General features: G+C 71.7%; 22 protein-coding genes and 2 tRNA genes. 11 read left to right on the top strand and 13 right to left on the bottom strand.

All coding sequences use genetic code 11. The features are described from left to right. The first annotated feature begins 614 nt into the window (after positions 1-614). Positions 615-1,382, top strand: coding sequence for a Crp/Fnr family transcriptional regulator (locus ACLBYG_RS10740; RefSeq protein WP_447681447.1), 768 nt, complete (start codon positions 615-617; stop codon positions 1,380-1,382). A gap of 34 nt (positions 1,383-1,416) precedes the next feature. Here ACLBYG_RS10740 and ACLBYG_RS10735 read toward each other — a convergent pair whose 3' ends face one another. Next, complete coding sequence (locus ACLBYG_RS10735; RefSeq protein ID WP_447681446.1) at positions 1,417-2,265, bottom strand: transglutaminase-like domain-containing protein; 849 nt, start codon at positions 2,263-2,265, stop codon at positions 1,417-1,419. Positions 2,266-2,638: 373 nt separating this feature from the next. Between ACLBYG_RS10735 and serA the strand changes: the two genes are divergently transcribed. Together serA and ACLBYG_RS10725 are read left to right on the top strand one after the other, a co-directional pair. Continuing rightward, entirely contained in the window at positions 2,639-3,889 is a 1,251-nt protein-coding gene (serA, locus tag ACLBYG_RS10730) for a phosphoglycerate dehydrogenase (RefSeq protein ID WP_447681445.1), read from the top strand. Between the two features lie 154 nt (positions 3,890-4,043). Continuing rightward, positions 4,044-4,523, top strand: coding sequence for a hypothetical protein (locus ACLBYG_RS10725; protein WP_447681444.1), 480 nt, complete (start codon positions 4,044-4,046; stop codon positions 4,521-4,523). A gap of 3 nt (positions 4,524-4,526) precedes the next feature. Here the strand turns inward: ACLBYG_RS10725 and ACLBYG_RS10720 are convergent, their stop codons facing one another. After that, entirely contained in the window at positions 4,527-4,679 is a 153-nt protein-coding gene (locus tag ACLBYG_RS10720; protein WP_165923077.1) for a hypothetical protein, read from the bottom strand. A gap of 305 nt (positions 4,680-4,984) precedes the next feature. Between ACLBYG_RS10720 and ACLBYG_RS10715 the strand changes: the two genes are divergently transcribed. Beyond that, complete coding sequence (locus ACLBYG_RS10715) at positions 4,985-5,200, top strand: hypothetical protein (protein WP_020092165.1); 216 nt, start codon at positions 4,985-4,987, stop codon at positions 5,198-5,200. A gap of 322 nt (positions 5,201-5,522) precedes the next feature. Here ACLBYG_RS10715 and ACLBYG_RS10710 read toward each other — a convergent pair whose 3' ends face one another. The 3 genes from ACLBYG_RS10710 to ACLBYG_RS10700 form a co-directional block, all read right to left on the bottom strand. Next, positions 5,523-5,855: a hypothetical protein gene (locus ACLBYG_RS10710; protein WP_020092164.1), complete on the bottom strand. Its 333-nt coding sequence runs from the start codon at positions 5,853-5,855 to the stop codon at positions 5,523-5,525. Between the two features lie 344 nt (positions 5,856-6,199). Next, positions 6,200-6,778: an NADPH-dependent FMN reductase gene (locus ACLBYG_RS10705; protein WP_447681443.1), complete on the bottom strand. Its 579-nt coding sequence runs from the start codon at positions 6,776-6,778 to the stop codon at positions 6,200-6,202. A gap of 72 nt (positions 6,779-6,850) precedes the next feature. Then, positions 6,851-7,504 carry a cell wall anchor protein gene (locus ACLBYG_RS10700; RefSeq protein ID WP_447681442.1) on the bottom strand — a complete coding sequence of 218 codons (654 nt, stop codon included), beginning with the start codon at positions 7,502-7,504 and terminating at the stop codon, positions 6,851-6,853. A gap of 475 nt (positions 7,505-7,979) precedes the next feature. On the opposite strand from ACLBYG_RS10700, the gene ACLBYG_RS10695 reads away from it, so the two are divergent. From ACLBYG_RS10695 to ACLBYG_RS10685, 3 genes are all read left to right on the top strand, one after another. Beyond that, entirely contained in the window at positions 7,980-8,162 is a 183-nt protein-coding gene (locus tag ACLBYG_RS10695) for a hypothetical protein (protein ID WP_012319429.1), read from the top strand. Between the two features lie 69 nt (positions 8,163-8,231). Beyond that, positions 8,232-8,549, top strand: a complete 318-nt coding sequence (locus tag ACLBYG_RS10690; RefSeq protein ID WP_100251293.1) for a hypothetical protein — start codon at positions 8,232-8,234, stop codon at positions 8,547-8,549. Between the two features lie 125 nt (positions 8,550-8,674). Then, positions 8,675-9,361 carry a BA14K family protein gene (locus tag ACLBYG_RS10685; RefSeq protein ID WP_447681441.1) on the top strand — a complete coding sequence of 229 codons (687 nt, stop codon included), beginning with the start codon at positions 8,675-8,677 and terminating at the stop codon, positions 9,359-9,361. A gap of 122 nt (positions 9,362-9,483) precedes the next feature. On the opposite strand, the gene ACLBYG_RS10680 is transcribed toward ACLBYG_RS10685, so the two are convergent. From ACLBYG_RS10680 to ACLBYG_RS10670, 3 genes are all read right to left on the bottom strand, one after another. Then, on the bottom strand, positions 9,484-9,726 hold the full coding sequence (locus ACLBYG_RS10680) for a hypothetical protein (protein ID WP_056530108.1): 243 nt from the start codon (positions 9,724-9,726) through the stop codon (positions 9,484-9,486). Positions 9,727-9,852: 126 nt separating this feature from the next. Beyond that, a complete protein-coding gene (locus tag ACLBYG_RS10675; RefSeq protein WP_244526756.1) occupies positions 9,853-10,077 on the bottom strand; it encodes a hypothetical protein in 225 nt (74 codons plus the stop codon). A 344-nt stretch (positions 10,078-10,421) separates the two neighbouring features. Further along, positions 10,422-10,497, bottom strand: a tRNA-Asn gene (locus tag ACLBYG_RS10670). Positions 10,498-10,765: 268 nt separating this feature from the next. Here ACLBYG_RS10670 and ACLBYG_RS10665 point away from each other — a divergent pair. Both ACLBYG_RS10665 and ACLBYG_RS10660 read left to right on the top strand, forming a co-directional pair. Then, positions 10,766-11,002, top strand: coding sequence for a hypothetical protein (locus ACLBYG_RS10665; protein ID WP_056527886.1), 237 nt, complete (start codon positions 10,766-10,768; stop codon positions 11,000-11,002). Positions 11,003-11,308: 306 nt separating this feature from the next. Beyond that, complete coding sequence (locus tag ACLBYG_RS10660) at positions 11,309-12,988, top strand: methyl-accepting chemotaxis protein (RefSeq protein WP_447681440.1); 1,680 nt, start codon at positions 11,309-11,311, stop codon at positions 12,986-12,988. 48 nt (positions 12,989-13,036) lie between these two features. On the opposite strand, the gene ACLBYG_RS10655 is transcribed toward ACLBYG_RS10660, so the two are convergent. The 3 genes from ACLBYG_RS10655 to rocF all read right to left on the bottom strand — a co-directional run bounded on the left by ACLBYG_RS10655 (position 13,037) and on the right by rocF (position 15,071). Beyond that, positions 13,037-13,110 (bottom strand) — tRNA-Cys (locus tag ACLBYG_RS10655). 117 nt (positions 13,111-13,227) lie between these two features. Continuing rightward, a complete protein-coding gene (locus ACLBYG_RS10650) occupies positions 13,228-14,103 on the bottom strand; it encodes an urease accessory protein UreD (RefSeq protein ID WP_447681439.1) in 876 nt (291 codons plus the stop codon). After that, on the bottom strand, positions 14,103-15,071 hold the full coding sequence (gene rocF / locus ACLBYG_RS10645; protein WP_056527896.1) for an arginase: 969 nt from the start codon (positions 15,069-15,071) through the stop codon (positions 14,103-14,105). The genes ACLBYG_RS10650 and rocF overlap by 1 nt, the downstream gene beginning before the upstream one ends. Positions 15,072-15,486: 415 nt before the next feature. Between rocF and ACLBYG_RS10640 the strand changes: the two genes are divergently transcribed. Continuing rightward, positions 15,487-17,643 (top strand): methyl-accepting chemotaxis protein, encoded by a 2,157-nt coding sequence (locus ACLBYG_RS10640; protein WP_447681438.1) that lies wholly within the window; start codon positions 15,487-15,489, stop codon positions 17,641-17,643. Positions 17,644-17,667: 24 nt separating this feature from the next. On the opposite strand, the gene ACLBYG_RS10635 is transcribed toward ACLBYG_RS10640, so the two are convergent. Both ACLBYG_RS10635 and ACLBYG_RS10630 read right to left on the bottom strand, forming a co-directional pair. Next, on the bottom strand, positions 17,668-19,077 hold the full coding sequence (locus ACLBYG_RS10635; protein ID WP_447681437.1) for an ATP-binding protein: 1,410 nt from the start codon (positions 19,075-19,077) through the stop codon (positions 17,668-17,670). Next, positions 19,074-19,829 (bottom strand): response regulator, encoded by a 756-nt coding sequence (locus tag ACLBYG_RS10630; RefSeq protein WP_020092151.1) that lies wholly within the window; start codon positions 19,827-19,829, stop codon positions 19,074-19,076. Before ACLBYG_RS10630 ends, ACLBYG_RS10635 begins: the two co-directional genes overlap by 4 nt. A gap of 124 nt (positions 19,830-19,953) precedes the next feature. Between ACLBYG_RS10630 and ACLBYG_RS10625 the strand changes: the two genes are divergently transcribed. Continuing rightward, positions 19,954-21,198 (top strand): acyl-CoA dehydrogenase family protein, encoded by a 1,245-nt coding sequence (locus tag ACLBYG_RS10625; protein ID WP_447681436.1) that lies wholly within the window; start codon positions 19,954-19,956, stop codon positions 21,196-21,198. Positions 21,199-21,234 lie beyond the last annotated feature (36 nt).

The following is a 21,234-nucleotide window of genomic DNA, read 5'->3' as shown; positions in this document are numbered from 1 at the left end:
GGAAGCTCTCCTCGAGGAGGGCTGCGAAATCCTCGCGGCTCGGGCCACGCCCCAGAGCGGTACCTGCGGTCATTCTGTCTCCTGAACGGCCCCCGGCGGAGGCCCGTTGCGTCGGCGGCTCGCGTTGCAGGCGCCCCCGTTCGCCGCGGCCTTCCCGGAGTCTTTCGGGAGAGGCGACCGGTCCCGCGGGACCCGGTTTGCCGACGCGTCGATACGGATGACGAGGGCGGTCCGTCCGGCGGCCCGGCGGGCGCGCCAGAAGACGAGCGCGCGAGGGCGGATCCGGGAGGACGCGCGTCCCTTACAGCATCGGCCTTGCGACTTCAACCGATTAGGGTTTTAGGCTCGCGGGGCGGAGGACGGTCCGCGGGGTCCGGGCGATATCGGTGGTCTTGCCGCCGGCCGCAGATCCGGCAAACTTGTCCGCCGTCGAACGTTTGCGGTCGCGCTTCCGACGGCCGAGGGGGCAACCCCGCTCGACCGAGGTCCGCGCCGGTCGGCGATCCGGGGCGTAAGGGGGTGAAGCGTGGGTTGTCCTGATCTCGACTCTCGGGCTGCCCGCCGTCGGCGCGGCGGCACCGCGCGCTCCGCGCGATCCGGGGCCTGAGCCCCCGATGCCGAACGGGTACAGCACCCCGATGGAGATGCTGGCGCGCAAGCTCGACAGCATCGCGCGGCTCGCCGATTCCGACCGCGCGGCGCTCCTCGATCTGCCGCACACGGTCCGGAACCTGCCGGCCCGCCACGATATCGTCCGGTTCGGCGACCGGCCGACCCACAGCTGCCTCGTCCTCCAGGGCTGGGTCTACCGCTACGCCGCCCTCGCCGAGGGGGGGCGGCAGATCCTGTCGTTCTACATCGCGGGCGACGTGCCGGATCTGCAGAGCCTTCACCTGCACCGGATGGATCACAACCTCGCCACCCTGACGTCCTGCGTGGTGGCGCTGATCGCGCACGACGACCTGCGCGCGGTCCTCCTGCGCAATCCGGGGCTCGCCGGCACCCTCTGGCGCGACAGCCTCATCGACGCCGCCCATTACCGCGAGCGGATCACCAGCCTCGGGCGGCGGCAGGCGCTCGGTCGCGTGGCCCACCTGTTCTGCGAGCTCTATCTCCGGCAGAAGGCGGTCGGGCTCGCGCGCGGCCTGAGCTGCCCGCTGGTGCCCAAGCAGTCCGAACTCGCCGACGCGCTCGGCTTGACCAGCGTCCATCTCAACCGGGTCCTGCGCACTCTGCGTGGACGCGGGCTCGTCACGCTGAGCGGCGGCATCCTGACCATCGAGGATTGGGACGCGCTGACGGAGGTCGCCGAGTTCGACCAGACGTTCCTGCACCTGGCGAACAACCCGGCGCCGGCCCGAGAGACCGCCGAGGCGATGTAGCGGGTGGGGCCGGGTGACGCGGCGGGCGCGCGCCTCAGGCGGCCCGGGCCAGGGTCTCCGGCGCCTCGGTCACCGCGTCGGTGTGGACGTCGAACCGGACCAGATGGGCGGCACCGAAGCTCGTCGTCAGGGCGCAGTCGGTGGCGTCGCGGCCGCGGGCCATGACGATGCGGCCGATGCGGGGCCGGTTGTGGCGGGCGTCGAACGTGTACCAGCGCGGCCCCTCGGGCCCTTCGAGGAAGACCTCGAACCACGCCGAGAAGTCCATCGGCGCCGGGTCCTTCGGCACGCCGATATCGCCGAGATAGCCGGTGGCGTAGCGGGCCGGGATGTTCATGCACCGGCACAGGGTGATCGCCAGATGCGCGAAGTCCCGGCACACGCCGACGCCCTGCGTGTAGCCGTCGAAGGCGGTGCGGGTCGCGTCGGCCTGCTGGTAGTCGAAGCGCAGGCGGGTATGGGCGAAGTCGACGATCGCCTGGACGCGGGCCCAGCCCTCCGGCGTGCCGCCGAACAGGGACCACGCGATGCCCGACAGCTTGTCGGTGTCGCAGTAGCGGGAGCCGAGCAGGTACGGCACGACCTCGTCGGGCAGGTCCTGAACGGCGATCTGCCGGGCGCCGGGGGCCTGATCGTCCGGCAGCCCGCTGTCGGCGATCGTGAAATCGGCCGCCATGGTGATCCGGCCGCCCGGCGCGACGATGCGCGTGCAGACGTTGCCGAAGGCGTCGACGTGCTGCGACGCCGCGACCGGCGGATCGAAGGCGATCACCTCCGGCGTCAGGAGGTCGCCCCGCCGCTCCGGGCGCACGTTGAGGAGCAGGTTCATCGGCGTGAGGCCGAACGTGTCGAAGGCGATCGAGAAGCCGGTGCGGATATGCATCGTCGGGGACCGTGAGGAAGGACGCCGGCCGACGGAGCGGCAGGCGGGTCGTTACAGTACAGGGCCCAATAAGCCGCGAGCCGGGGCCGAGTTCCGTCGATCAGGTCAGTTCAGGCCGGTTTGAACTGCCCGAATATTTGGCAGAGCGGTGCCCGCGCCGGAGGTGCCGCGCCCGGACCGGCCGGCATCCGATGAGCCATGCGAGAGCCTTGCGGGAGCCATGCGGCAGGCCGGGGGCGGGGCTGCGGTCAAGCGGGGCGGTCCGTCACCGCGCCATGTTGCAACGCACACGGCGCCCTCTTATCCCAGGCCGCTCGACTCCAGGGCCTGCCGGCACCGCCCGGCCCGGCCTGCTGCCAGACGATCGACGCCCATGACGCCCGACAAGCTTTCCCTGCCGAAGGACAAGATCCGCGTCCTGCTGCTCGAGGGCATCAACGACAGCGCCGTGGCGCTGATGCGGGCGGCCGGCTACACCAACCTGACCCGGCTGCCGAAGGCGCTGGACCGGGAGGCCCTGCACGAGGCGCTCCAGGGCGTGCACATGGTGGGCATCCGCTCGCGCACGCAGCTCGACGCTTCCGCCTTCGAGGCGGCGGACCGGCTCCTGGCCGTGGGCTGCTTCTCGGTCGGCACCAATCAGGTCGATCTAGAGGCCGCGCGCCACCGGGGCATCCCGGTCTTCAACGCGCCCTTCTCCAACACCCGCTCGGTGGCGGAGCTGACGATCGGCGAGATCGTGATGCTGCTGCGCCGGATCGTTCCGCGCTCGGTGGGCGCCCACGCGGGCCGCTGGGACAAGTCGGCGGTGGGCTCGCTCGAGGTGCGCGGCAAGACGCTGGGCATCGTCGGCTACGGCAATATCGGCACGCAGCTCTCGACCCTGGCCGAGGCCATGGGCATGCGCGTGCTGTTCTACGACCACACCGACAAGCTGCGCCACGGCAACACCGAGCCGGTCGAGACGCTGCACGCCCTGCTGGCGCAGAGCGACGTCGTCTCGCTGCACGTGCCGGAGACCGACGCCACCGCCAACATGATCGGCGCCGCCGAGATCCGGGCGATGAAGCCCGGCGCCTTCCTGATCAACAACGCCCGGGGCACCGTGGTCGATCTTGAGGCGCTGGCCGCTGCCCTGCGCGACGGCCATCTCAAGGGCGCGGCCGTCGACGTCTTCCCGGTGGAGCCCGGCTCGAACGCCGAAGCGTTCGTGAGCCCGCTCCAGGGCCTCGAGAACGTGATCCTCACCCCGCATATCGGCGGCTCCACCGAGGAGGCGCAGGAGCGGATCGGCTCCGAGGTGGCGCGCAAGCTCGTGGACTATTCCGATATCGGCTCGACGGTCGGCGCGGTGAACTTCCCGCAGGTGCAGCTCCCGGCCCGTCCGACCGGGACGCGGTTCATCCACGTCCAGCGCAACCTGCCCGGCATGCTCGGGCGGCTCAACGACGTGTTCTCCCGCGGCCACGTCAACATCGCCGCGCAGTTCTACCAGACCGACGGCGAGGTCGGTTACGTGGTGCTGGAGACCGACGCCACCGACGCGGATGCCGAGGCGCTGCTCACCGAGATCCGCGCCATCCCGGGCACGATCCGGGCCCGCCTCCTCTACGAGCGCCGCTGATCCCGAGGCGCGCGCGGGAATTTACGATGCGCGCGTGAACGCGGCGGGTCTTGCCGCGTTCGTCTTGCGCGGCCAAGCTGGCCGCTGTTCAAGTCAGGGACGGCACCATCGACGGCCTCGGCCGGTCGAGCGCCCGGCCGGCGGAGGAATTGCGGTGACGAAGCGTGTAGCGTGCGCATGGGCCGGCCTCGTGCTCGGCATCGTCGGGTCGGTCTCAGTCGTCTCCGGCGCGTCGGCGGATTGCCTGCGCCGGGTCTACAACCGGTCGAACCTCGTTCTGGTCGCCCGTCAGGACGGCGGCCCGCCCGCCACGCTGCTGCCCGGCCAGTCGCTCCCGGTGCGGCTGGCGCGGCCGGGCCAGATCGACATCTCGGCCTATTGCGGTGGGCCGGGCGCGGGCGGGACCCCGGTCACCCAGCGGACCTTCGATTACGAGGCGGTGCTCGACCGCTGCTTCGTCCGGTTCGGGGGCGACCTGTTCGTGCCGCAGATCGGGCGCGGCTTCATCGGTCTCCAGGAGACGGCCCCGTTCACCGTCAACAACCCGCGCCAGGGCGACATCATCCTCGGGCCCGCGGCCGGCGCGTCTTGCCCGCTGCCGGCCGCCGCTCCCGTGCTGAGCCGCCGGGGTTGAGCGTCAGAGATAGTGCCGGAAGACGACGCCCGCGTCGTCGGTCGCGCCCGGTTGCGCGGGCGACACCGGCCCGATGAATGGGCTCGCGAGGCGCAGGGCCACGAGTCCGAGGGCTGCGAGCGCCGGGGCGAGCAGGCGGAACGGGCGAGCGAGCATGGACGCCTCCGTCGCGCCGCCGATCCCGTCCGCGTCGTGCGGACAGACTGGGTGCGCCTGTGAAGGATCGCACCTTACGGCCGAGCTGGACGTGCCGAAGCGCACATGGGTAACGTTAAGGTCGTGCCCGGATCGCGGTGCCGGCGGGGACGACGTGACGGTCGGGCGCTTGCGTCCATCGCCTCGCTGGCAAGTCCGCCGATGCCCTCCTATGCTGCCCACATCGGGGGCTGCCTGGGATCGCGCTGCACGGGCCGCGGCGGCGCTTCCCGGGTAGAACCGACTGCGTGAACGAGGACGCGCGTATGCTGACCCAGACAGGCAACTCGATTCTCCGAGGCGATCTCGGCGTCGAGGAGACCACCGAGTCCGACAACATCGTCCGCTGGGACGGCGAGCGGCTCTACGTGGAGCAGGACGTCTACCACAACGGGCAACTGGTTCACCGCAAGTACCGCCGCACCGTCACCGAGCCCGTCGCTCACGCGCTCTGGGCGATCATCAACCGCGCCAAGCAGTGAGCTGGCAGTGAGCTGGCGGGCGCGTCGCGGACGCGCCCGCCCGATCCGGGCTTCCGCCAGTCCCGGCAGTGCCGGAGCGGAGCCTCGCGGACGTGTCCGGCCGGCCACGGCGAGTCGGGGACCGGATCTTCGAGCGGTGCGGCAGGAGACGCTGCCTGTATCGGTTGCGCGGCAGGGCGTTCGGTCCCGGATTTCGGTCCCGGCGTCCCAGATCCCCGCTATCCTCGACGATCCCGTGGCGGCGCGTCCCAGCCCGAGGCGCGGCCGCACCGACATCCCGTCCGCGCCGGGCGCTCCGGGCTCAGCCCGAGCCCGCGCGCAGCTAGGCGGCGACGGCCGCCGTCGGTGCGACGAGGGTGAGATGGGCCGGCCGCAGCGCCTCGAGGCGGTCATGGGCGTTGTCGAACGCGGCCCGGATCGTCGTGCCCGCGTCCTCGACGGCGACCAGCACCGCCAGCTTCTGGGCGGTGGCCCGATCGGCGAGACCGCGCGCGGCCGAGACGAGCGACTGCTCCAGGCTCAGGAATTCCGTCTCGGCATCTTTCCCGGCCTCGCGCGCCACCGACGCGAGGCGGTCCAGTACGGCTTCCAGGGCGTGGCGCAGGACAAGCGTCCGCACGCGCTCCTGCAGGAGCGCCCTCTCGTCGATCTTCATCGGAATCGGTCCGGGTTCGGGAACACGGCCAAGTTCTCATACTTCGGGGCTGTGTGCAGCCACCTTTTTGCAACAGCGCAATACTGTCTCGCGACATGAGCGCTCCGCGGGTTCAACGTCTCGGGGGCCCGATCCGGCACAGTTGTTCTACAATCGTGTGCCGAGTATTTGGGCATTTCCAGAATCGAATGCGCCGTCTCGACAGATTCAGCGCACAGAAACGCCCGCTTGGAGGCCCGGTTCGCCGTCCGAATACCTCCGCTCCGGCAGGGGCGATGCTGGGGCCGCACCGCTCGAGCCACCGTCCGACCCGGGCCCGCGGCGTCCGGAGCGCGCTCCGCGGGTCAGTACGGCGTGCCGCCCCGGCGCCGGTCCCGCAGGGCCTCGGCATGCCATTCCAGCTCATCGAGGAAGCGGCCGGCCGCCGCCGAGAGCCAGGGCTCGGCGGGGACGCCCTGCGCGTCGATGACCTTCTGGAGTCGCGGGATCGGCAGAAGGGAGGGGATGCTGGACATGCCCATCTCGGCGAGCATGGCCCGCAGCGGCATCGCGGCCCGGACGCCGCCGAACTGGCCGGCCGAGTAGCAGCAGATGGCCGAGGGCCGCCAGAAATACTCCTCGAGGAAGTGATCGAGGGTGTTCGACAGTGCCGGCGGCACACCGTGGTTGTACTCGGCCGTGACGACCAGAAAGGCGTCGGCGCGGCGGAAGAGGTCGGCGCAGCGCTGCAGGGGCTCCGGCGCCGTCCCGGCCGGGTATTCCTTGTACATCCGGTCGAGGAGCGGGAGCGCCAGCTCGGCCGGATCGACCAGGGGGGCGGCGTGGCCGCGGGACTCCAGCTGCGCGATCAGGAAGCGCGCGGCGCGGATGCCGATGCGGTCGGTCCGAACGCTGCCGAGGATCACGGGGACGGTCAGGGCCATGGCGCTCTCCGGTTGCCCCGATCATGCCAGAGGCGGCCGCGCCGCTCCAGCCGCGGGCCAAGCCCGGGATCGTCAGACCTTGGTGGTGCTGGTCAGCGCGGCCGCGATGCCGAGCGGTCCGCCGGCCGCGTAGGCGGTCACCGCCTTTGTCACCTGCTGCAGGAAGGATTGCAGGTCGCCGCCGCTGCCGGTCCCCGTCGCGGGATCGGCGGTCGCGGTGGTGGACGTGCTGGTGGACGTGCTCGCGGACGAGACCGCAGATGAGGCCGCGGACGCGTCGGTCGCGGTGCCGGTCTGGGCCGCACCCTCGCTCTGCTCGGCATCCGACACCGGCCGGTGGCCGTGATGGCCGCGATGGTGATGGACGGCGGACGCGCCGCCCGCGGCCTGACCGGGCGCCGTACCGGTGGCGTTGCCGGTCGTCGACGTGTCGTCGGCGTTGGCGGCGGCTTCCGCGGGCGCCGTGACGCCGGTCTGCAGTCCCATCTGGCTGAAGTCCGACTGCAGCTGGAGGAGCGACGCCATCAGGTCGTTCGACAGGGTCGGAGTCGAGGTCGTCCCGGTCGACGGGGCGGTGTCGTCCGCGGCCGCCTGCTTGCCGGTCTCCTGGTTCGCCGTCGCGGCGGTGCCGACATCGAGGCGGGCGGCGTTCGCCGCCCGCGCCTGCCTGAGGGCGCTGACGAGATCCCGCTGGAGTGAACTGCCCGAAACCGTGTTGACCGACATGGTACGCCTCCGCGACCGCCCTCGCGGTGGACAGGCACGGGTCATTCCAGAATTTTCCCAATGATTTCAGCGGCGCATCCGGGCTCTCGGCCGGCAGGTTCGGCCGAGCGGCAGAATCTGCCGGCCGCGCCGGCCGACAGATACCGCATCGGCACGGATCCGGTCGGGTCGCGCGCGCCGGTCGTCGCGACGGCGCAGGTTCTCGGGCGGTGTCGCCGTCGCCGCCACGGAGATCCGGGCCCGTTCGCATCGTCTCGCGCGGTTCCCGAACAGCCGCGACATGCCGCCGTCGTCGCGAGATTGTCCGAAGTAGAACAGTAGACCAATTGCTCCATCGCGGTCGCGATGAGCGGAGATGCGTCTGTCGTTCTATTCGCGCGCCACGGCTCAGCTCTCGAGCGTGGCCGGAACAACTGCGCCCGGAACGATGAGGACCCTGTCGGGTTGGCTCCGTACTGGCCACCACGAGGTGCACATGACGACCAAGCCACCGCCCGTCCCGCCGGCCAACCGGTCCGACAAGGGTCCCGGCAGCGCCACGGAAGCGCCGCTCACGCAGGGGCGCGCCGGATCCCAGACCAAGGATCCGGACAAGGTCGGCCAGGCCGGAAACTCCAAGGTGAACACCACCAACCAGGGCTATCAGCAGGATCGCTGACCGCCCGATCCGCGCGGGCACCGCGAGCCGCCGTGCCCGAGACGTGATGATCCGCATCGGAGAATGATCATGGCGAATGCCAGTCGGCACAAAGTCGGTCCCGGCGCTCAGGGCAAGGGAACCGGATCCGGGGCCATGTCGGACCTGCCCGAAGGCGTGCTGCCGGAGAACATGGTGCTCAGCAACCGCGACAAGTCGCGGCACAGCGACGAGCGCGGTCTGGACAGCAAGAACGTCCAGACCGAGCAGTACCAGGACCACGCCGGCAACCGGCAGGTGGTTGCCGAGACGGGCGCCGACACCGACGGCAACACGAGCGGCCTCGCGAACCCGAAGACGGACGAGTCCGGGGCGCAGAGCAGCCTCAAGGCCCAGCAGCACTCGTAGGTCTCCGGCTCACGAGCGGGGCGGCGCGCCGCTCTCCGATCTGTCGCGGGACAAAAGGAAGCGGGATTGGCCGTCTCGCGCGCGACGTTGATCAGAGTAGACGCAACAGAGCCTGAGTGGCGACCATGAACACGACAGTCACAGCGATCGCGTCGGCAATCCTTGCCGGCGCTCTCCTCGGGGCGCCGACCGGAGCCCAGGCGCAGGCGGGCAGTTTCGCCAACCACGGCTTCGGCAACCACAATTTCGGAGCCGCGGCCGTCGGCGGCGGCGGCTTCAGCAGTCCCGGTGTCGGGGCTGGCGCCGCGGGCGGCGGCTTCGCCAACCGGGGCTTCGGCAATCACGCCTTCGGGCCGACTGCAGGTGCCGGAGGGGGTAGCTTCGCCAATAACGGCTTCGGCAACCACAATTTCGGCCGACCGGCTGTCGGCGGCGGATTCGCCAATCCCGGGTTCGGGCACGGGCTCGGCGCCCACCGGGGCTACGGTCATCATCGCCATTACGGCTACAACCGCGGCTACTACGGCCGCCCCTACGGCTACGGCTACGGACGGGGCGGATACGGGCTCGGCGGCCTCGGCCTCGGCCTCGGCGTCGCCGTGGGCGGTCTGTACGGCGGCTACGGTTATCCGGGATACGGCTACGACACCGGGTACTACGGCGGTTACGCGCCCGTCACGTACGGCTACGCCGACACCGAAACCTACCGTGTCGCGGACGACGACCGTTACTGCGCGCGCCGGTTCCGATCCTACGACCCGCAGAGCGGAACCTATCTCGGCCGGGATGGACGTCGCCACCGCTGCCGGTGAGCCGCGACCGTCCTGACGACGGCCGCATCACGCTCGGACCATCCCCGCCGACGCCGCGGCGTCGGCGGGGATGAAGGTGCCATCGTCACGACCGGCCGGATCGGCGCGGCGGATCGCCGGCGCTAGGCGTCCGCCTCGCTCGCGTCATCCCCGCCGGTCGCACCCAGTGCGGGCCCCGGCCGATACGCGTCGAGCGTCGCGTAGGCATCGGTGTCGGTGAGCCCGAGCCGTTCCATGTCGGTCAGGAAAGACAGGATGTCGGCGTCGACCGGCTCGCCGCTCTCCTTGCGCTCGATCAGGGTATTGACCAGCTCGAGGGCGCTGATCGACGTGGCGCTGGGTTCGTTCGCATCGGGGAAAGCCATGGCCGGTCTCTCGCAGGAGGGCTCCGGGAACTAGGTCACCGCGAGGCCATCGGCCACACGCGACGGTCGTCGCGATCGACCACAGTCGATGTCGCCGCGCGCTCCGACAGCGCCATGCTGCATCCGTCACATCGTCGGATGCGACGTCGGCGCGCTCTCGCGGTACAGGGCCTCGTGCTGCCACGTGGGATGGTGCGCGTCCGGTCCGACGTGCCGGCCGACATACAGGGACGCGAGCAGGCCGAGCAGGAGGAACAGACCGATGGTCACCGCGTCCGGATGCCGGCGCGCGCTGTGGATGCCGAAGCACCCCAGCGTGAAGACGGCCGCCAGGGCCAGGGAACCGAGCATGCCGCCCGACATCGGGATCACCGCCGTGCCTGTCGTCGTGGCTCAGCGCGCCGCGCCACATCGGGGCGGGCGGCACGGGCGCACGACGTAGACGTTCGAGGGCGCGCGAAACATCCCGCCATCCGTCGGCGCCACCGCGCGCCGGATCCCGCGGAGAGTGTAGAGGATCGATCCGCGACGGCACCGGTCGGCAGAGGCGCCGGCACGCCCGCATCGCGCCAGTCGAACACGGCACGTCGCACGTATTGACGGATGCCGGAACGGCGCCGCTGTTCCCGAACCTCAGAACCCGGGACGGGTGAGAGCGCCGAAAACTCAGTTCGATCAAAATGTTGGTAAGTGGATGGCTCCCCGAGCAGGACTCGAACCTGCGACAAGGCGATTAACAGTCGCCTGCTCTACCAACTGAGCTATCGGGGATCACGAGGGGGTCTCTACACACCGGGATGGCGGGACGCAAGGGCCTCGATGCACGATCCGCGTCCAAACCGACGCGGTGCGCCCCCCGACACAGCGCGTGGCGCCTCCCGCGGAGGTCGGGAGGCCCGGAATGTGACTGATCGGCAACATCGTCGCCGAGGCCCGTCGCCGGCTCTGCCGGTCCGCGGCCGGTGGAAGTCATCCGTCTGTCGTCTCCTGCTCCTACGGGGACCGCCTGCCGGCGCGCCGGTGTGACGACCCTGCCGCTATGCCGACCCATCGCTGCCTCGACCCACAGGACCCCTACGCCGAACGCGAGGTGCGCGTCGCCTTCGAGTGGAGCGCCGACCATCCCCGCCTGATCGCGGCCCTGGACGAGCACGAGGCCGATATCCTCCCCGACCTCGTGGAGGCCCAGCGCGACGATCTCCGTCGCGAGATCGTGGCCGCCTTACCGCTTCCAGAGCCGTGCATCCCAGGTCGGACCGAGATCCGCCTGCCGTGATCGCCGACCCGTGTCGCGCGCGGCGATCCAGCTTCGTCCGGGCGAAACAGTGCTGCTGCCTGCCGGCGCATCTGCCGACAGCGCTCGCGAGATTGAACTGACAATCCGGCACCGGCCGAGATCCGCGAATTCTTCCTCCGATGTGCCCCTGGATGCTGAGGTTGAGCCGGGCTGCGCGATGGCAAAAATCTCGGAGATTCAGAGTATAAGATAAATGTTTTTGCCGGCTATATTTACCTGTTCAAAAAGATTTGCTTCGATATAGCTGCGGTCACACGAATCTCCGGCCAGAAGCGGCTCGTCGCCATGCGCATCTCACTCGGCCTGAAGCTCTCCGCGGTGATCGGGCTGCTGGCCCTGGTGGCGATCGGCATCGCTGCCTTCGCGGTTCGACAATCGAACTGGGAGCAGGAGCGGGCGGCCGCCACCGACCGGATCTGGAACGCCGGCCTTCAGGCGGGCGCCCTGGGGCAGGCGATCGAGCACGCGGTGGTGCAGGCCACGGCCCTCTACACCGCGGAGGACACGACCGAGGCGCGCACGCGGCTGTCGGCGCTCCACGACGCCCTCGCCACCGTGGAGCAGGTGCGGGTGCCCTTCCTCGAGGCCATGGAGGATCAGCTCCCCGCCGACCGACGGCGGCGGTTCGACCTCTTCGTCAAGGAATTCGTCGCCTACCAGACCGATACGGCCGAACTCGGCCTGACGGTCTCGCCCAAGGCCGCGCTGATCCAGGCGACCGACGAGGCAACCGTGAAGAACCGCGAGCGCATGGTGGCCGAGATCGGCATTCTCGGACGGGAGGTGCTGAACCGCCTGAACGCCCGTCGCGCCGCGGACGCGGCCGACCGCCGTCGGGCGCGGATCACCCTGGTGGCCGTGCCGGCCGCGGCCCTGGCGTTCGGCCTCCTCGCGGCGATCTGGATCATCGTGAGCCAGGTGCGGCGGCCGCTGCATCGGCTCAAGGAGGGGATGACGGCGCTCGCCGCCAACGATCTCGGCCGCGCGATCCCGTTCACGCACCGCCGCGACGAGATCGGCGAGATGGCAGCCGCCATCGCGGCGTTCCAGACGGCGCTGATCGAGAAGCGCGACCTCGACGCCGAGGCGCAGGCGCGGCGCGACCGCGACCGCAGCCGGGCGGAGGCCCTGGCCGTGGCCACCCGCACCTTCGAGGCCGAGACGCACCGCGCCGTCACCGATCTCGCCGACTCGGCCGAGGCGATGCAGGCGGCGGCCGACACGCTCTCGGGCAACGCGGGCGCGATGGCGGCCGAGTCGGCCGTCGTCGCCGGAGCGTCGCAGCAGAGCGCGGGCCTCGTCGACAGCATCGCCAGCGCGGCCGAGGAGCTCTCGGCCTCGGCGCGGGAGATCGAGGCGCGGGTCCGTCACACCAGCGCGATCGCCACCTCGGCCCTCTCCGACACGCAGGGGCTCAAGGAGACGGTGATGAGCCTCTCGCAGGCGGCCGAGGAGATCGGCGCCGTGGTCACGCTGATCCGCGAGGTGGCCGAGCAGACGAACCTCCTCGCGCTCAACGCCACGATCGAGGCGGCCCGCGCGGGCGCCGCGGGGCGGGGCTTCGCGGTGGTCGCCGCGGAGGTGAAGGCGCTGGCCGGCCAGACGGCGCTCGCCACCGACCGCATCACCGGGCAGGTCGGGGCGATCCAGGGGGCCGCCGGGCGCACGGTCGGCGCCATCGGCACGATCGGCGAGACCATCGCCCGGATGAGCCTGATCGCCTCCGAGGTCGCGGACGCCACCGACCAGCAGGGGCAGGCCAGCCAGGAGATCGCGCGGGCGATCTTCGGCGCGGCCGCGGAGGCCCGGCAGGTCTCCGAGAGCGTGGCGGGCGTTCAGGCCGCGGCCGCGTCCAACGAGGCGCAGGCCGGGCAGGTGCGCGGCAGCGCCGCCCGGGTCAATGCCGGGACCCACAGCCTGCAGCGGGCGATCGAGACCTTCATGGTGGAGGTCCACGGCGCCTGACGGGCGCGCACCGGCCCGTCACGGCCGGCACAATCTGTCTGGGAAGGATGGAGGCCTCGCCCGGAATCGAACCGGGGTGCAAGGATTTGCAGTCCTCTGCGTAACCACTCCGCCACGAGGCCTTCCCGAACGGCGCTGCCGTCCCGTCCGGAGCTTGGCGGACAGCTCCGGGTGCGCGTCTCTAGCAGAGGTCGGCGGTCGCAGGCAACGGCCCCGAGGCCCGGATCGCGCGGACCGCGTCAGCTCTGCCAGACCCGCGGCATCGGCAGGCCGCGGTAGCCCGCGAGGAAGCGGGCGACGAGCCCGCGCAGGGGCCCGACCGCGTCGCCCAGCGCGCGGACCGCCAGATGGCCGTTCCAGGCGCTCGCCGCCGCCGTCGTCCCGGGCGACGCGGCCTCGGCCAGCCGGGTCCGCGCCTCCTCGAGGCGCGCCTCCGCCCCGGCGGAGAGGTCGAGAATCGTCGCGCAGGCGCGGGCGCCGCCGCCGATGGCCGGGCGAGCGAGGTGGTCGCTGATCGGCCCCTCCAGCAGGAGGTCGTCGGCGTAGGCGAGGCGCCCGCCCCGGCGGATCCGCCAGGAATCCGCGAACAGCCCGTCGCCGATCCGCTCGCCCCGGGCGGCGCGGCCGAACGCCACGACCTCCACGGCGAGCAGCGCGGCCCCCTCGGCGAGATCGGCCACGAAGCGCCGCCGCACCCGGGCCCGATCGAACAGGATCGTCTCCTGCGGCAACCAGGCGAGGCCGGCCCCCTCCCCCAGATGCAGCGTGTTGACGATGCGGCTCACGGGGCCGTCAGAGCGATAGATCTTCTCGGCCGCCGTCGTGGTCAGAACCAGCTCGGCCCCCGGTTCGAGCGTGAGGTCGATGGCGAAGGTGTCGCCGCAGGCGACGCCGCCCGCCGTGTTGACGAGGACCGCCTCCGGCGCGCCGGTCCCCCGGGGGAAGCGCAGCCGCGACGGCCCGGCTTCTGCCAGATCCAGGATGCGCGTCCCGCCGCCCGGACGGGCCAGTCCGACACGCAGCTGGACGCGCCCGTCCGAGCGCTGGCGCGCGGGCGCGGTCATCTCGGGTGCGGTCATCTCGGGCGCGGATGAGGGCGCGAGAGGGCCGTGCATCAGGCGCGCCCGGCCGGCTCCGCCGGCACGGCCTCGATCGGCAGGGTCGGCCGGTCGAGGATGCGCCGGCCGAACAGGCTGGCCACCAGCTCGACCAGCACCCGGGCGCTGCGGCCGCGCTCGTCGAGGAAGGGGTTGAGCTCCACCACGTCGAGGGAGCGGACCAGACCGGAATCGTGGAGCATCTCCATGATCAGATGGGCCTCCCGGAAGGTGGCGCCGCCCGGAACGGTGGTGCCCACGGCCGGGGCGATCGACGGATCGAGGAAGTCGATGTCGAGGCTGACATGGAGGTGCGCGCCCCGCGCGGCGACGCGGTCGAGCACCCGCCGCAGGGGCGCCACGACGCCGAACTCGTCGATCGTGCGCATGTCGGTGACGCCGACCCGGCGCGCCGTCACGAGGGCGCGCTCGCCGGCATCGATCGACCGGAGGCCGAACAGGTGGACGTCGGCGGGCGGCAGGGGCGCCGGCGCCGGCTCGGCGAAGAGCGGCGGGAAGCCCGGCTCGCCGCACAGGGCGGCGAGCGGCATGCCGTGGACGTTGCCGGAGGGCGAGGTCGCCGGCGTGTTGAAGTCGGCGTGGGCGTCGAGCCAGAGGACGAAGACGGGCTGGCCGCGCCGCGCGCAGTGCCGCATCACCCCGTCGACGGAGCCCAGGGACAGGCTGTGGTCGCCGCCGGCGGTCAGCGGCAGCGCCCCCGCGTCGAGGGCGTCCTCCACGGCGCGGGACAGGGCCCGCGTCCAGGCGGCGACACCGTCCAGCCCGCGCGTCCCGGCGGGTCCGTCCGGGGCGACGTCGCCGCGATCCGCGATCGCGTGGCCGAGTTCGGCGAGCGCCCGCACCAGCCCGGCCGTGCGCAGGGCCGCCGGGCCCATGAGGGCGCCGGCCTCGCTGGTCCCGACCTCGATCGGGGCCCCGATCAGCGCGATGCTGCGCGCCCGGTCCGGCTGGTCTTCGCCGCTCATCCCACCTCCATCGCCGTCACGAAGCGACCGTTCTCCGCGGCCGCTCTACCACCCGGACTCATAACCGGCCGATGACGCCGACCGCGAGACGGGATCGGTCAGCAAGATCCGTGACGGTGTGTCCGGGGCGGCCGCGGGACGACGGGCTGCCCGAAACGGGCTGGCCGAAACTTGGCCGGATGCCGCGCATCCCTCAACGCCGCGCGGGCGTCCGTGACGACCCGCGCGGCGAAATCTTGCCGGAACGGGCGTTCGACCATACGCAACTTGGAATCATGGTGCCAAGAATGTTCTTTAAGTTGTATGTTCCGCATGTGCTCAAGTTTTGAGCGGTGTATCGGTGTTTACGAGATTTTTATAAGGATTGGGTGATTGGTTCACGTCAAACCAATCTACCAAAGAATACAGGGGCATCATGATCTCGCTATCGCGGCTGAGCACGCGCCTTCCCGCGACGACCGTCGGCCTGGCGCTCCTGAGCGCCACCGCCATGGGCGGATTCAGCTGGTACTCGGCGCGGGCGGGCCTGATGACCGCGGCCCACGAGCGCCTCGAACTCGCCGCGGCGGCGCGCCGGGACGCGATCGAGCTGGTGGCGGATCGGGCGCAGGCCGACTTCCTGGCGGTGGCGGCCCACCCGCAGATCGTCTCGAACTTCCCCGACCTGCTCGAGAACCTCGACCCGGCGAAGCCCGACACCGAGAGCGTCATCGCGGCGTTCCGCGCGCCGCAGACTGCCGAGGCGCGGGTCGCCCTCGACGGCAGCGGCATGTCGTCGATGTATGCCCGCCGGCACGTCAAGGTCCAGGAGGTGGCGCGCAAGCTCGTGGCCCAGCCGGGCTACGCCGACCTGATGTTCATCGATGACAACGGCCGGATCGACTACACCACGACGAAGGGCGCCGATTTCGGCAAAGCGGTCACGGAGGACGGCTTGGCGGGGACGGCGCTCGCGCGCCTCGTCGAGCGCCTGAAATCCGCCGACCCGGGCGCGGTCCTGTACGAGGATTTCGCCGCCTACCCGGTAGACGGGGTCCCGGCCGCCTTCCTCGGCCGCGCCATGACCAAGCGGGCCAACGTCGCCATGGGCACCGCGCAGGCGGCCGAGCGGATCGGCTTCATCGTCATGCGGGTCACGCCGGCCCTGTTCGACCAGACGCTGTCGAAGCGGACCGGTCTCGGCGACACGGGCCAGATCCTGGCGGTCGGCGCGGACGGCCTCCTGCGCAGCAACCCGCCGCTGAACCCCGGCGTGCGTGCCGGCGCGGGCCTCGCCGGGATCGGCCTCGCCGCCGGCCGGGTCAAGGCCGGCGGTCCCGTCGACTTCGCGGCGGAGAACGGCACCCACATGGCGGCCGCCTCGCCGGTGACCGTCCTGGGCGCGCCCTGGACGGTGGTGGCGGAGCAGACCCAGGCGGAGGCGATCGACGCGGTCCAGGCCCTGTCGCGCACGCTGATCCTGACCGGCCTGTTCGTGCTCGCCGGAACGGCCCTGCTCGGCCTGCTGCTCGCCCGCTCGATCGTGGCGCCGCTCGGTGCCCTCACCCGCGCCCTCAAGGCCCTCGCCGATCGCCAGGCGCTGACCGACGTGCCGGGCAGCGCGCGGCGGGACGAGATCGGCGACATCGCCCGCGCCGTGGTCACGATCCGCGACATGTCGCTCGAGGAGGCCGCCCAGCAGCTCCAGACCACCGAGGCCGCGCGCCTGCGCGAGGAGCAGAGCCGGCGCGCCATGCTCAAGCAGCTGGCCGACGGCTTCGAGCACTCGGTCGGCGGCATCGTCGAGGGCCTGACCGGCGCCGTCACGGAGCTTCAGGGCGCCTCGGACACGATGCGCGCCGCGGTCTCCAGCACCTCCGAGCGCTCGACCAGCGTCGCCGGGGCCGCGCAGCAGACCTCCGACAACGTCAACACCGTGGCGGCCGCGGCCGAGGAACTCGGCGCGACCGTCCAGGAGATCGGCCGGCAGGTCGAGCAGGCGGCCGGCATGTCCGCCACCGCCGTCGGCGAGGCCCGCCGGGCCGAGCAGACCATGACCGACCTCGCCGCCGCCGCGACGCGCATCGGCGACGTGGTCGGCATGGTCTCGACCATCGCCGGGCAGACGAACCTGCTGGCGCTCAACGCCACGATCGAGGCCGCCCGCGCCGGCGAGGCGGGCCGCGGCTTCGCGGTGGTCGCCGCCGAGGTCAAGGAACTCGCCGCGCAGACCACCCGCGCCACCGAGGAGATCAGCCGTCAGGTCGCCTCGATCCAGACGGTCACGGGCGACGCGGCCGGGGCGATCCAGGGCATCACCGCCCAGATCGAGGCGATGAACCAAGTGTCGACCAGCATCGCCGCCGCGGTGGACCAGCAGGGCGTCACCACGCAGGACATCGTGCGCAGCATGGGGCAGGCGTCGGCCGGCACCGGCACGATGACCCTGGAGATCGCCGAGGTAGCGCGGGTCGCTGGCGATGCCGGCGAGGCCGCGGACTCGGTGGCGCAGGCGTCCGACTCGCTGGCGACCCGCTCGGAGCAGCTCCGCGCCGAGGTGGCGCAGTTCCTCCGCAACGTGCGGGCGGCGTAGAAGCGAACGGGACCCGAGGCGGCCTCAGGCCGCCTCGGCCGGGAGCGGCACGGGCTTCTGCGCCGCGCGCCCCGCGAAGGCCTGGGCGGCCAGGGGCAGCTCGATCGCCGCGCAGAGGCCGCCCTCGGGGCGGTTCTCCAGCCGCAGGCGCCCGTTATGGGCCTCGACGATGGCCTGCACGATCGAGAGGCCGAGGCCGAAGCCGCTGGCCTCGTTGAGATTGCGCGCCCGGTCGCCGCGCACGAAGGGCTGGAGCATCGCCTCGCGCTCCGCCTCCGGGATCCCCGGGCCGTTGTCCAGGATGCAGACCCGGACGCCGCGCTCGGAGGCCTCCATCTGCACGTCGGCCCGGCCGCCGTACTTCACGGCGTTGTCCACGAGGTTCGTCACCGCCCGCTGGAGTTCCTCGGGCCGGCCCTGGACCAGGACGTGCCGGCTGCGGCTGACGCTGACCGGGGCGCCGAAATCCGAGAAGTCGTCGCAGACCGTCTGCACCACCGAGGCGAGATCCACGAGGCTGTGGCTGTTCGCGTCGCGGATCTGGCCGTCGCGCACGAAGGAGAGCGCCGCCTCGACGAGGCCGTTCATCTGGTCGAGGTCGCGCAGGGTCGAGGCCCGGGCGTTCTCGTCCTCGATGAACTCGGCGCGCAGGCGCAGCCGGGTGATCGGCGTCCGCAGGTCGTGGCTGATCGCCGCCAGCATCTGCGTCCGGTCGTCGATCAGGCGGCGGACGCGCGACCGCATCCGGTCCAGCGCCCGCGACACGGCGAGCACCTCGCGCGGCCCCGCCTCCGGCAGCGCCACGTGGTCGTCGCGGGCGCCGAAGGCTTCCGCCGCGCCTGCGAGCCGCTTCAGCGGCGCCGTGAGGGCGCGCGTGGCCCAGACGCAGAGCAGCGCCAGCGTCAGCGCCAGGAACACCACGGTGAAGATCAGCGCCCCCTGGCGGGGTCCCCGCAGAGGATCGTTCGGCAGCGTCGCCTGGACCCGCACACCCGCCGGCGTGACGATGCCGATATGGAGGCGGCCGTCCGACTTGTCGCGCGCCGGGTCGGCCGCGGCGAGGTCGGTGATCGTCACCGGCCGGCCGGCGCCGTAGCGCAGCTTGCGGATCACCGGCAGGTCAGGAGCCGGCTTCGCCCCCGACGGCACCGTCCCGTCCCAGGGCTCGACTTGGATCAGCGGCAGGCTGCGGCCGCTCGCCAGCAGCGCCGGTCGCGCCGCCGGGTCGGCGGCGTCCATGAGTCTCACCAGAACGCCGAGGCGGCTCGCGGCCACGCCCGGCAGCGTGTCGGGATTCTGCGACTCGTGCAGCATCAGGAACGCCGCGGTGGCGACCACGTGCGCCACGGCGATGCCGGCGACCACGAGGAGCGCGATCTGGCCCGCGATGGTCTTCGGACGCAGCCGCGCGCGGAGGCGCCCCAGACCGCTCATGACCGCGTGACCTCGGGCGTGAACAGGTAGCCCCCGGACCGGATCGTGCGGATGAATTCGGGGTTGCGGGTGTCGCGCTCGATCTTCTGGCGGATCCGGGAGATCAGCACGTCGATGCTCCGCTCGAACGGGCCCGCGGCCCGGCCCTGGGTGAGGTCGAGGAGCTGGTCCCGCGACAGCACCCGCCCCGGCCGGAGGCAGAGGGCGTGGAGGAGGTCGAACTCCGCACCGGTGATCGAGATCCGCGCACCCTCGGGCGAGAGAACCTGACGCAGGGAGACGTCCAGCGTCCAGCCCGAGAAGTGCAGGCGCCGCCGCTCGTCGGCGTCCGGCGCCTCGGCGGCGACCCGGCGCAGGATGGCACGGATGCGGGCGAGCAGTTCCCGCGGGTTGAACGGCTTGGCGAGGTAGTCGTCGGCGCCGAGTTCGAGGCCGAGGATCCGGTCCACGTCCTCGGATTTCGCGGTCAGGATCAGGATCGGGATCTGCGAGGTACCGCGCAGGCGCCTGCACAGGCTCAGGCCGTCCTCGCCGGGAAGCATCAGGTCGAGCACGATGAGGTCGATCCGCGCTTCCGCCAGGACCCGGTCCATGTCGGCGCCGTCGCCGGCCAGCGTGACGCGACAATCGTTGCCGCGCAGGTAGCGCGCGATCAGCGCCGAGATCTCCCGATCGTCCTCGACGACGAGGATGTGGGGTGTTGCGGGTGCGCTCATCGCGAAGGAATCGGTCTGCGGTTCGGCCTGCATCATCAAGCTATTATGACCCCGTCCGCCGATTATTCGAAGATGGGGCACGGAACCATTTTGTAAGCGCGTGTTTCCCGCACGGACCTGAACTGAGTTGCCGCACGGCGTCACATCACAGGGGGGAACGATGACCGGAACCGAGGATCGGAAGGACCTGATCGCGCCGAAGCCGCCGGAACTTGCCTCGCCCTGGCGCACCGAGGCGCGGGCGGCGCTACAGGAAGAGGCCCGGGCCTTCGCCCGCGACACCGTCCTGCCGCTCGCCGACGAGCTCGACCGTCACAAGGCCGAGATGCCGCGGTCGCTCATCGACGCCATGGCCGAGAAGGGCTGGTTCGGCATCACGATCCCGGCGGAGCACGGCGGCCTCGGGCTCGGCGTGTTCGAGTACTGCCTCGTCTCGGAGGAGCTGGCCCGGGCCTGGCTGTCGGTGGGCAGCATCCTGGCCCGCGGTCAGGGCCTCGGCACCCAGACCCTCGACCCGGAGCGCCGGGCGGAGCTGATCCGGCGCTCGGCCCGGGGGCAGTGGATCGGCTCGATCTCGCTGTCGGAACCCGATGCCGGGTCCGACCTCGCCGGCGTGCAGACCCGCGCGGTGCGCGACGGCGACCGGTGGCGGATCACCGGGACCAAGCGCTGGGCCGGCTTCGCCAAGAGCGCCGACTTCATCGAGGTCCTGGCCCGGACCCGCGACCCGGAGCCGGGCGAGTCGCGCTCCGCCGGCCTGGAACCGTTCCTCGTGCTCAAGGAGCGCGACAGCTTCCCGGCCGGCGTGACCGGCCGGGTGATCGACAAGATCGGCTATCACGGGTTCCAGACCTTCGAGCTGTCCCTGGAGGACGTGTGCGTGCCCGAGAGCGACCGGCTCACCGGGCTCTACGGCGACCAAGGGGCGGACGCGGATTCCGGCGGGTTCGCTGCCGTCCAGCGCGGCCTCAACATCGCCCGGGTCCACACGGCGGCGCGGGCCGTCGGCGTCGCCCGCGCGGCGGTCGAGGATTGCCAGTGCTACCTCCAGGAGCGGGTCCAGTTCGGCCACCCGATCGGCGACTTCCAGGCGCTGCGCTTCGCGCTGGCCGACATGGCCGCCGAGGTCGCACAGGCGCGGGCCTTCTGGCATCAGGCCGCCCACCTCCTCGACCAGGGTGAGCCCGCCGAGAGCGAGTCGGCGATGGTGAAGCTCTTGGCCACCGAGATGGCGGTGCGGGTCACCAACCAAGCGATGCAGCTCCACGGCGGCAACGGCTACACCACCGAGCGCCGGGTCGAGCGCTACTGGCGCGACGCGCGGCTGACGACGATCTTCGAGGGCACGAGCGAGATCCAGCGGCGGATCATCAGCGACCGCATGCTGCCGCGGCCCGGGGCCTGACCGACCGGGAGCGATCGCGCGCGGCCGTGCGGCGAA

The organism is Methylobacterium sp. D53M, from assembly GCF_053345625.1.
The sequence above is the reverse complement of the archived record's forward strand: the minus strand, read 5'-3'. Positions and strand labels throughout refer to the sequence as shown.

Coding starts and splice junctions, on each gene's coding strand:
- serA (WP_447681445.1), top strand. CDS start 2,639: ATGACGCCCGACAAGCTTTCCCTGCCGAAGGACAAGATCCGCGTCCTG.
- rocF (WP_056527896.1), bottom strand. CDS start 15,071: ATGAGCGGCGAAGACCAGCCGGACCGGGCGCGCAGCATCGCGCTGATC.
- ACLBYG_RS10680 (WP_056530108.1), bottom strand. CDS start 9,726: ATGGCTTTCCCCGATGCGAACGAACCCAGCGCCACGTCGATCAGCGCC.
- ACLBYG_RS10660 (WP_447681440.1), top strand. CDS start 11,309: ATGCGCATCTCACTCGGCCTGAAGCTCTCCGCGGTGATCGGGCTGCTG.
- ACLBYG_RS10715 (WP_020092165.1), top strand. CDS start 4,985: ATGCTGACCCAGACAGGCAACTCGATTCTCCGAGGCGATCTCGGCGTC.
- ACLBYG_RS10705 (WP_447681443.1), bottom strand. CDS start 6,778: ATGGCCCTGACCGTCCCCGTGATCCTCGGCAGCGTTCGGACCGACCGC.
- ACLBYG_RS10640 (WP_447681438.1), top strand. CDS start 15,487: ATGATCTCGCTATCGCGGCTGAGCACGCGCCTTCCCGCGACGACCGTC.
- ACLBYG_RS10665 (WP_056527886.1), top strand. CDS start 10,766: ATGCCGACCCATCGCTGCCTCGACCCACAGGACCCCTACGCCGAACGC.
- ACLBYG_RS10700 (WP_447681442.1), bottom strand. CDS start 7,504: ATGTCGGTCAACACGGTTTCGGGCAGTTCACTCCAGCGGGATCTCGTC.
- ACLBYG_RS10635 (WP_447681437.1), bottom strand. CDS start 19,077: ATGAGCGGTCTGGGGCGCCTCCGCGCGCGGCTGCGTCCGAAGACCATC.
- ACLBYG_RS10690 (WP_100251293.1), top strand. CDS start 8,232: ATGGCGAATGCCAGTCGGCACAAAGTCGGTCCCGGCGCTCAGGGCAAG.
- ACLBYG_RS10735 (WP_447681446.1), bottom strand. CDS start 2,265: ATGCATATCCGCACCGGCTTCTCGATCGCCTTCGACACGTTCGGCCTC.
- ACLBYG_RS10675 (WP_244526756.1), bottom strand. CDS start 10,077: ATGCTCGGTTCCCTGGCCCTGGCGGCCGTCTTCACGCTGGGGTGCTTC.
- ACLBYG_RS10685 (WP_447681441.1), top strand. CDS start 8,675: ATGAACACGACAGTCACAGCGATCGCGTCGGCAATCCTTGCCGGCGCT.
- ACLBYG_RS10720 (WP_165923077.1), bottom strand. CDS start 4,679: ATGCTCGCTCGCCCGTTCCGCCTGCTCGCCCCGGCGCTCGCAGCCCTC.
- ACLBYG_RS10710 (WP_020092164.1), bottom strand. CDS start 5,855: ATGAAGATCGACGAGAGGGCGCTCCTGCAGGAGCGCGTGCGGACGCTT.
- ACLBYG_RS10630 (WP_020092151.1), bottom strand. CDS start 19,829: ATGATGCAGGCCGAACCGCAGACCGATTCCTTCGCGATGAGCGCACCC.
- ACLBYG_RS10695 (WP_012319429.1), top strand. CDS start 7,980: ATGACGACCAAGCCACCGCCCGTCCCGCCGGCCAACCGGTCCGACAAG.
- ACLBYG_RS10740 (WP_447681447.1), top strand. CDS start 615: ATGCCGAACGGGTACAGCACCCCGATGGAGATGCTGGCGCGCAAGCTC.
- ACLBYG_RS10625 (WP_447681436.1), top strand. CDS start 19,954: ATGACCGGAACCGAGGATCGGAAGGACCTGATCGCGCCGAAGCCGCCG.
- ACLBYG_RS10650 (WP_447681439.1), bottom strand. CDS start 14,103: ATGCACGGCCCTCTCGCGCCCTCATCCGCGCCCGAGATGACCGCACCC.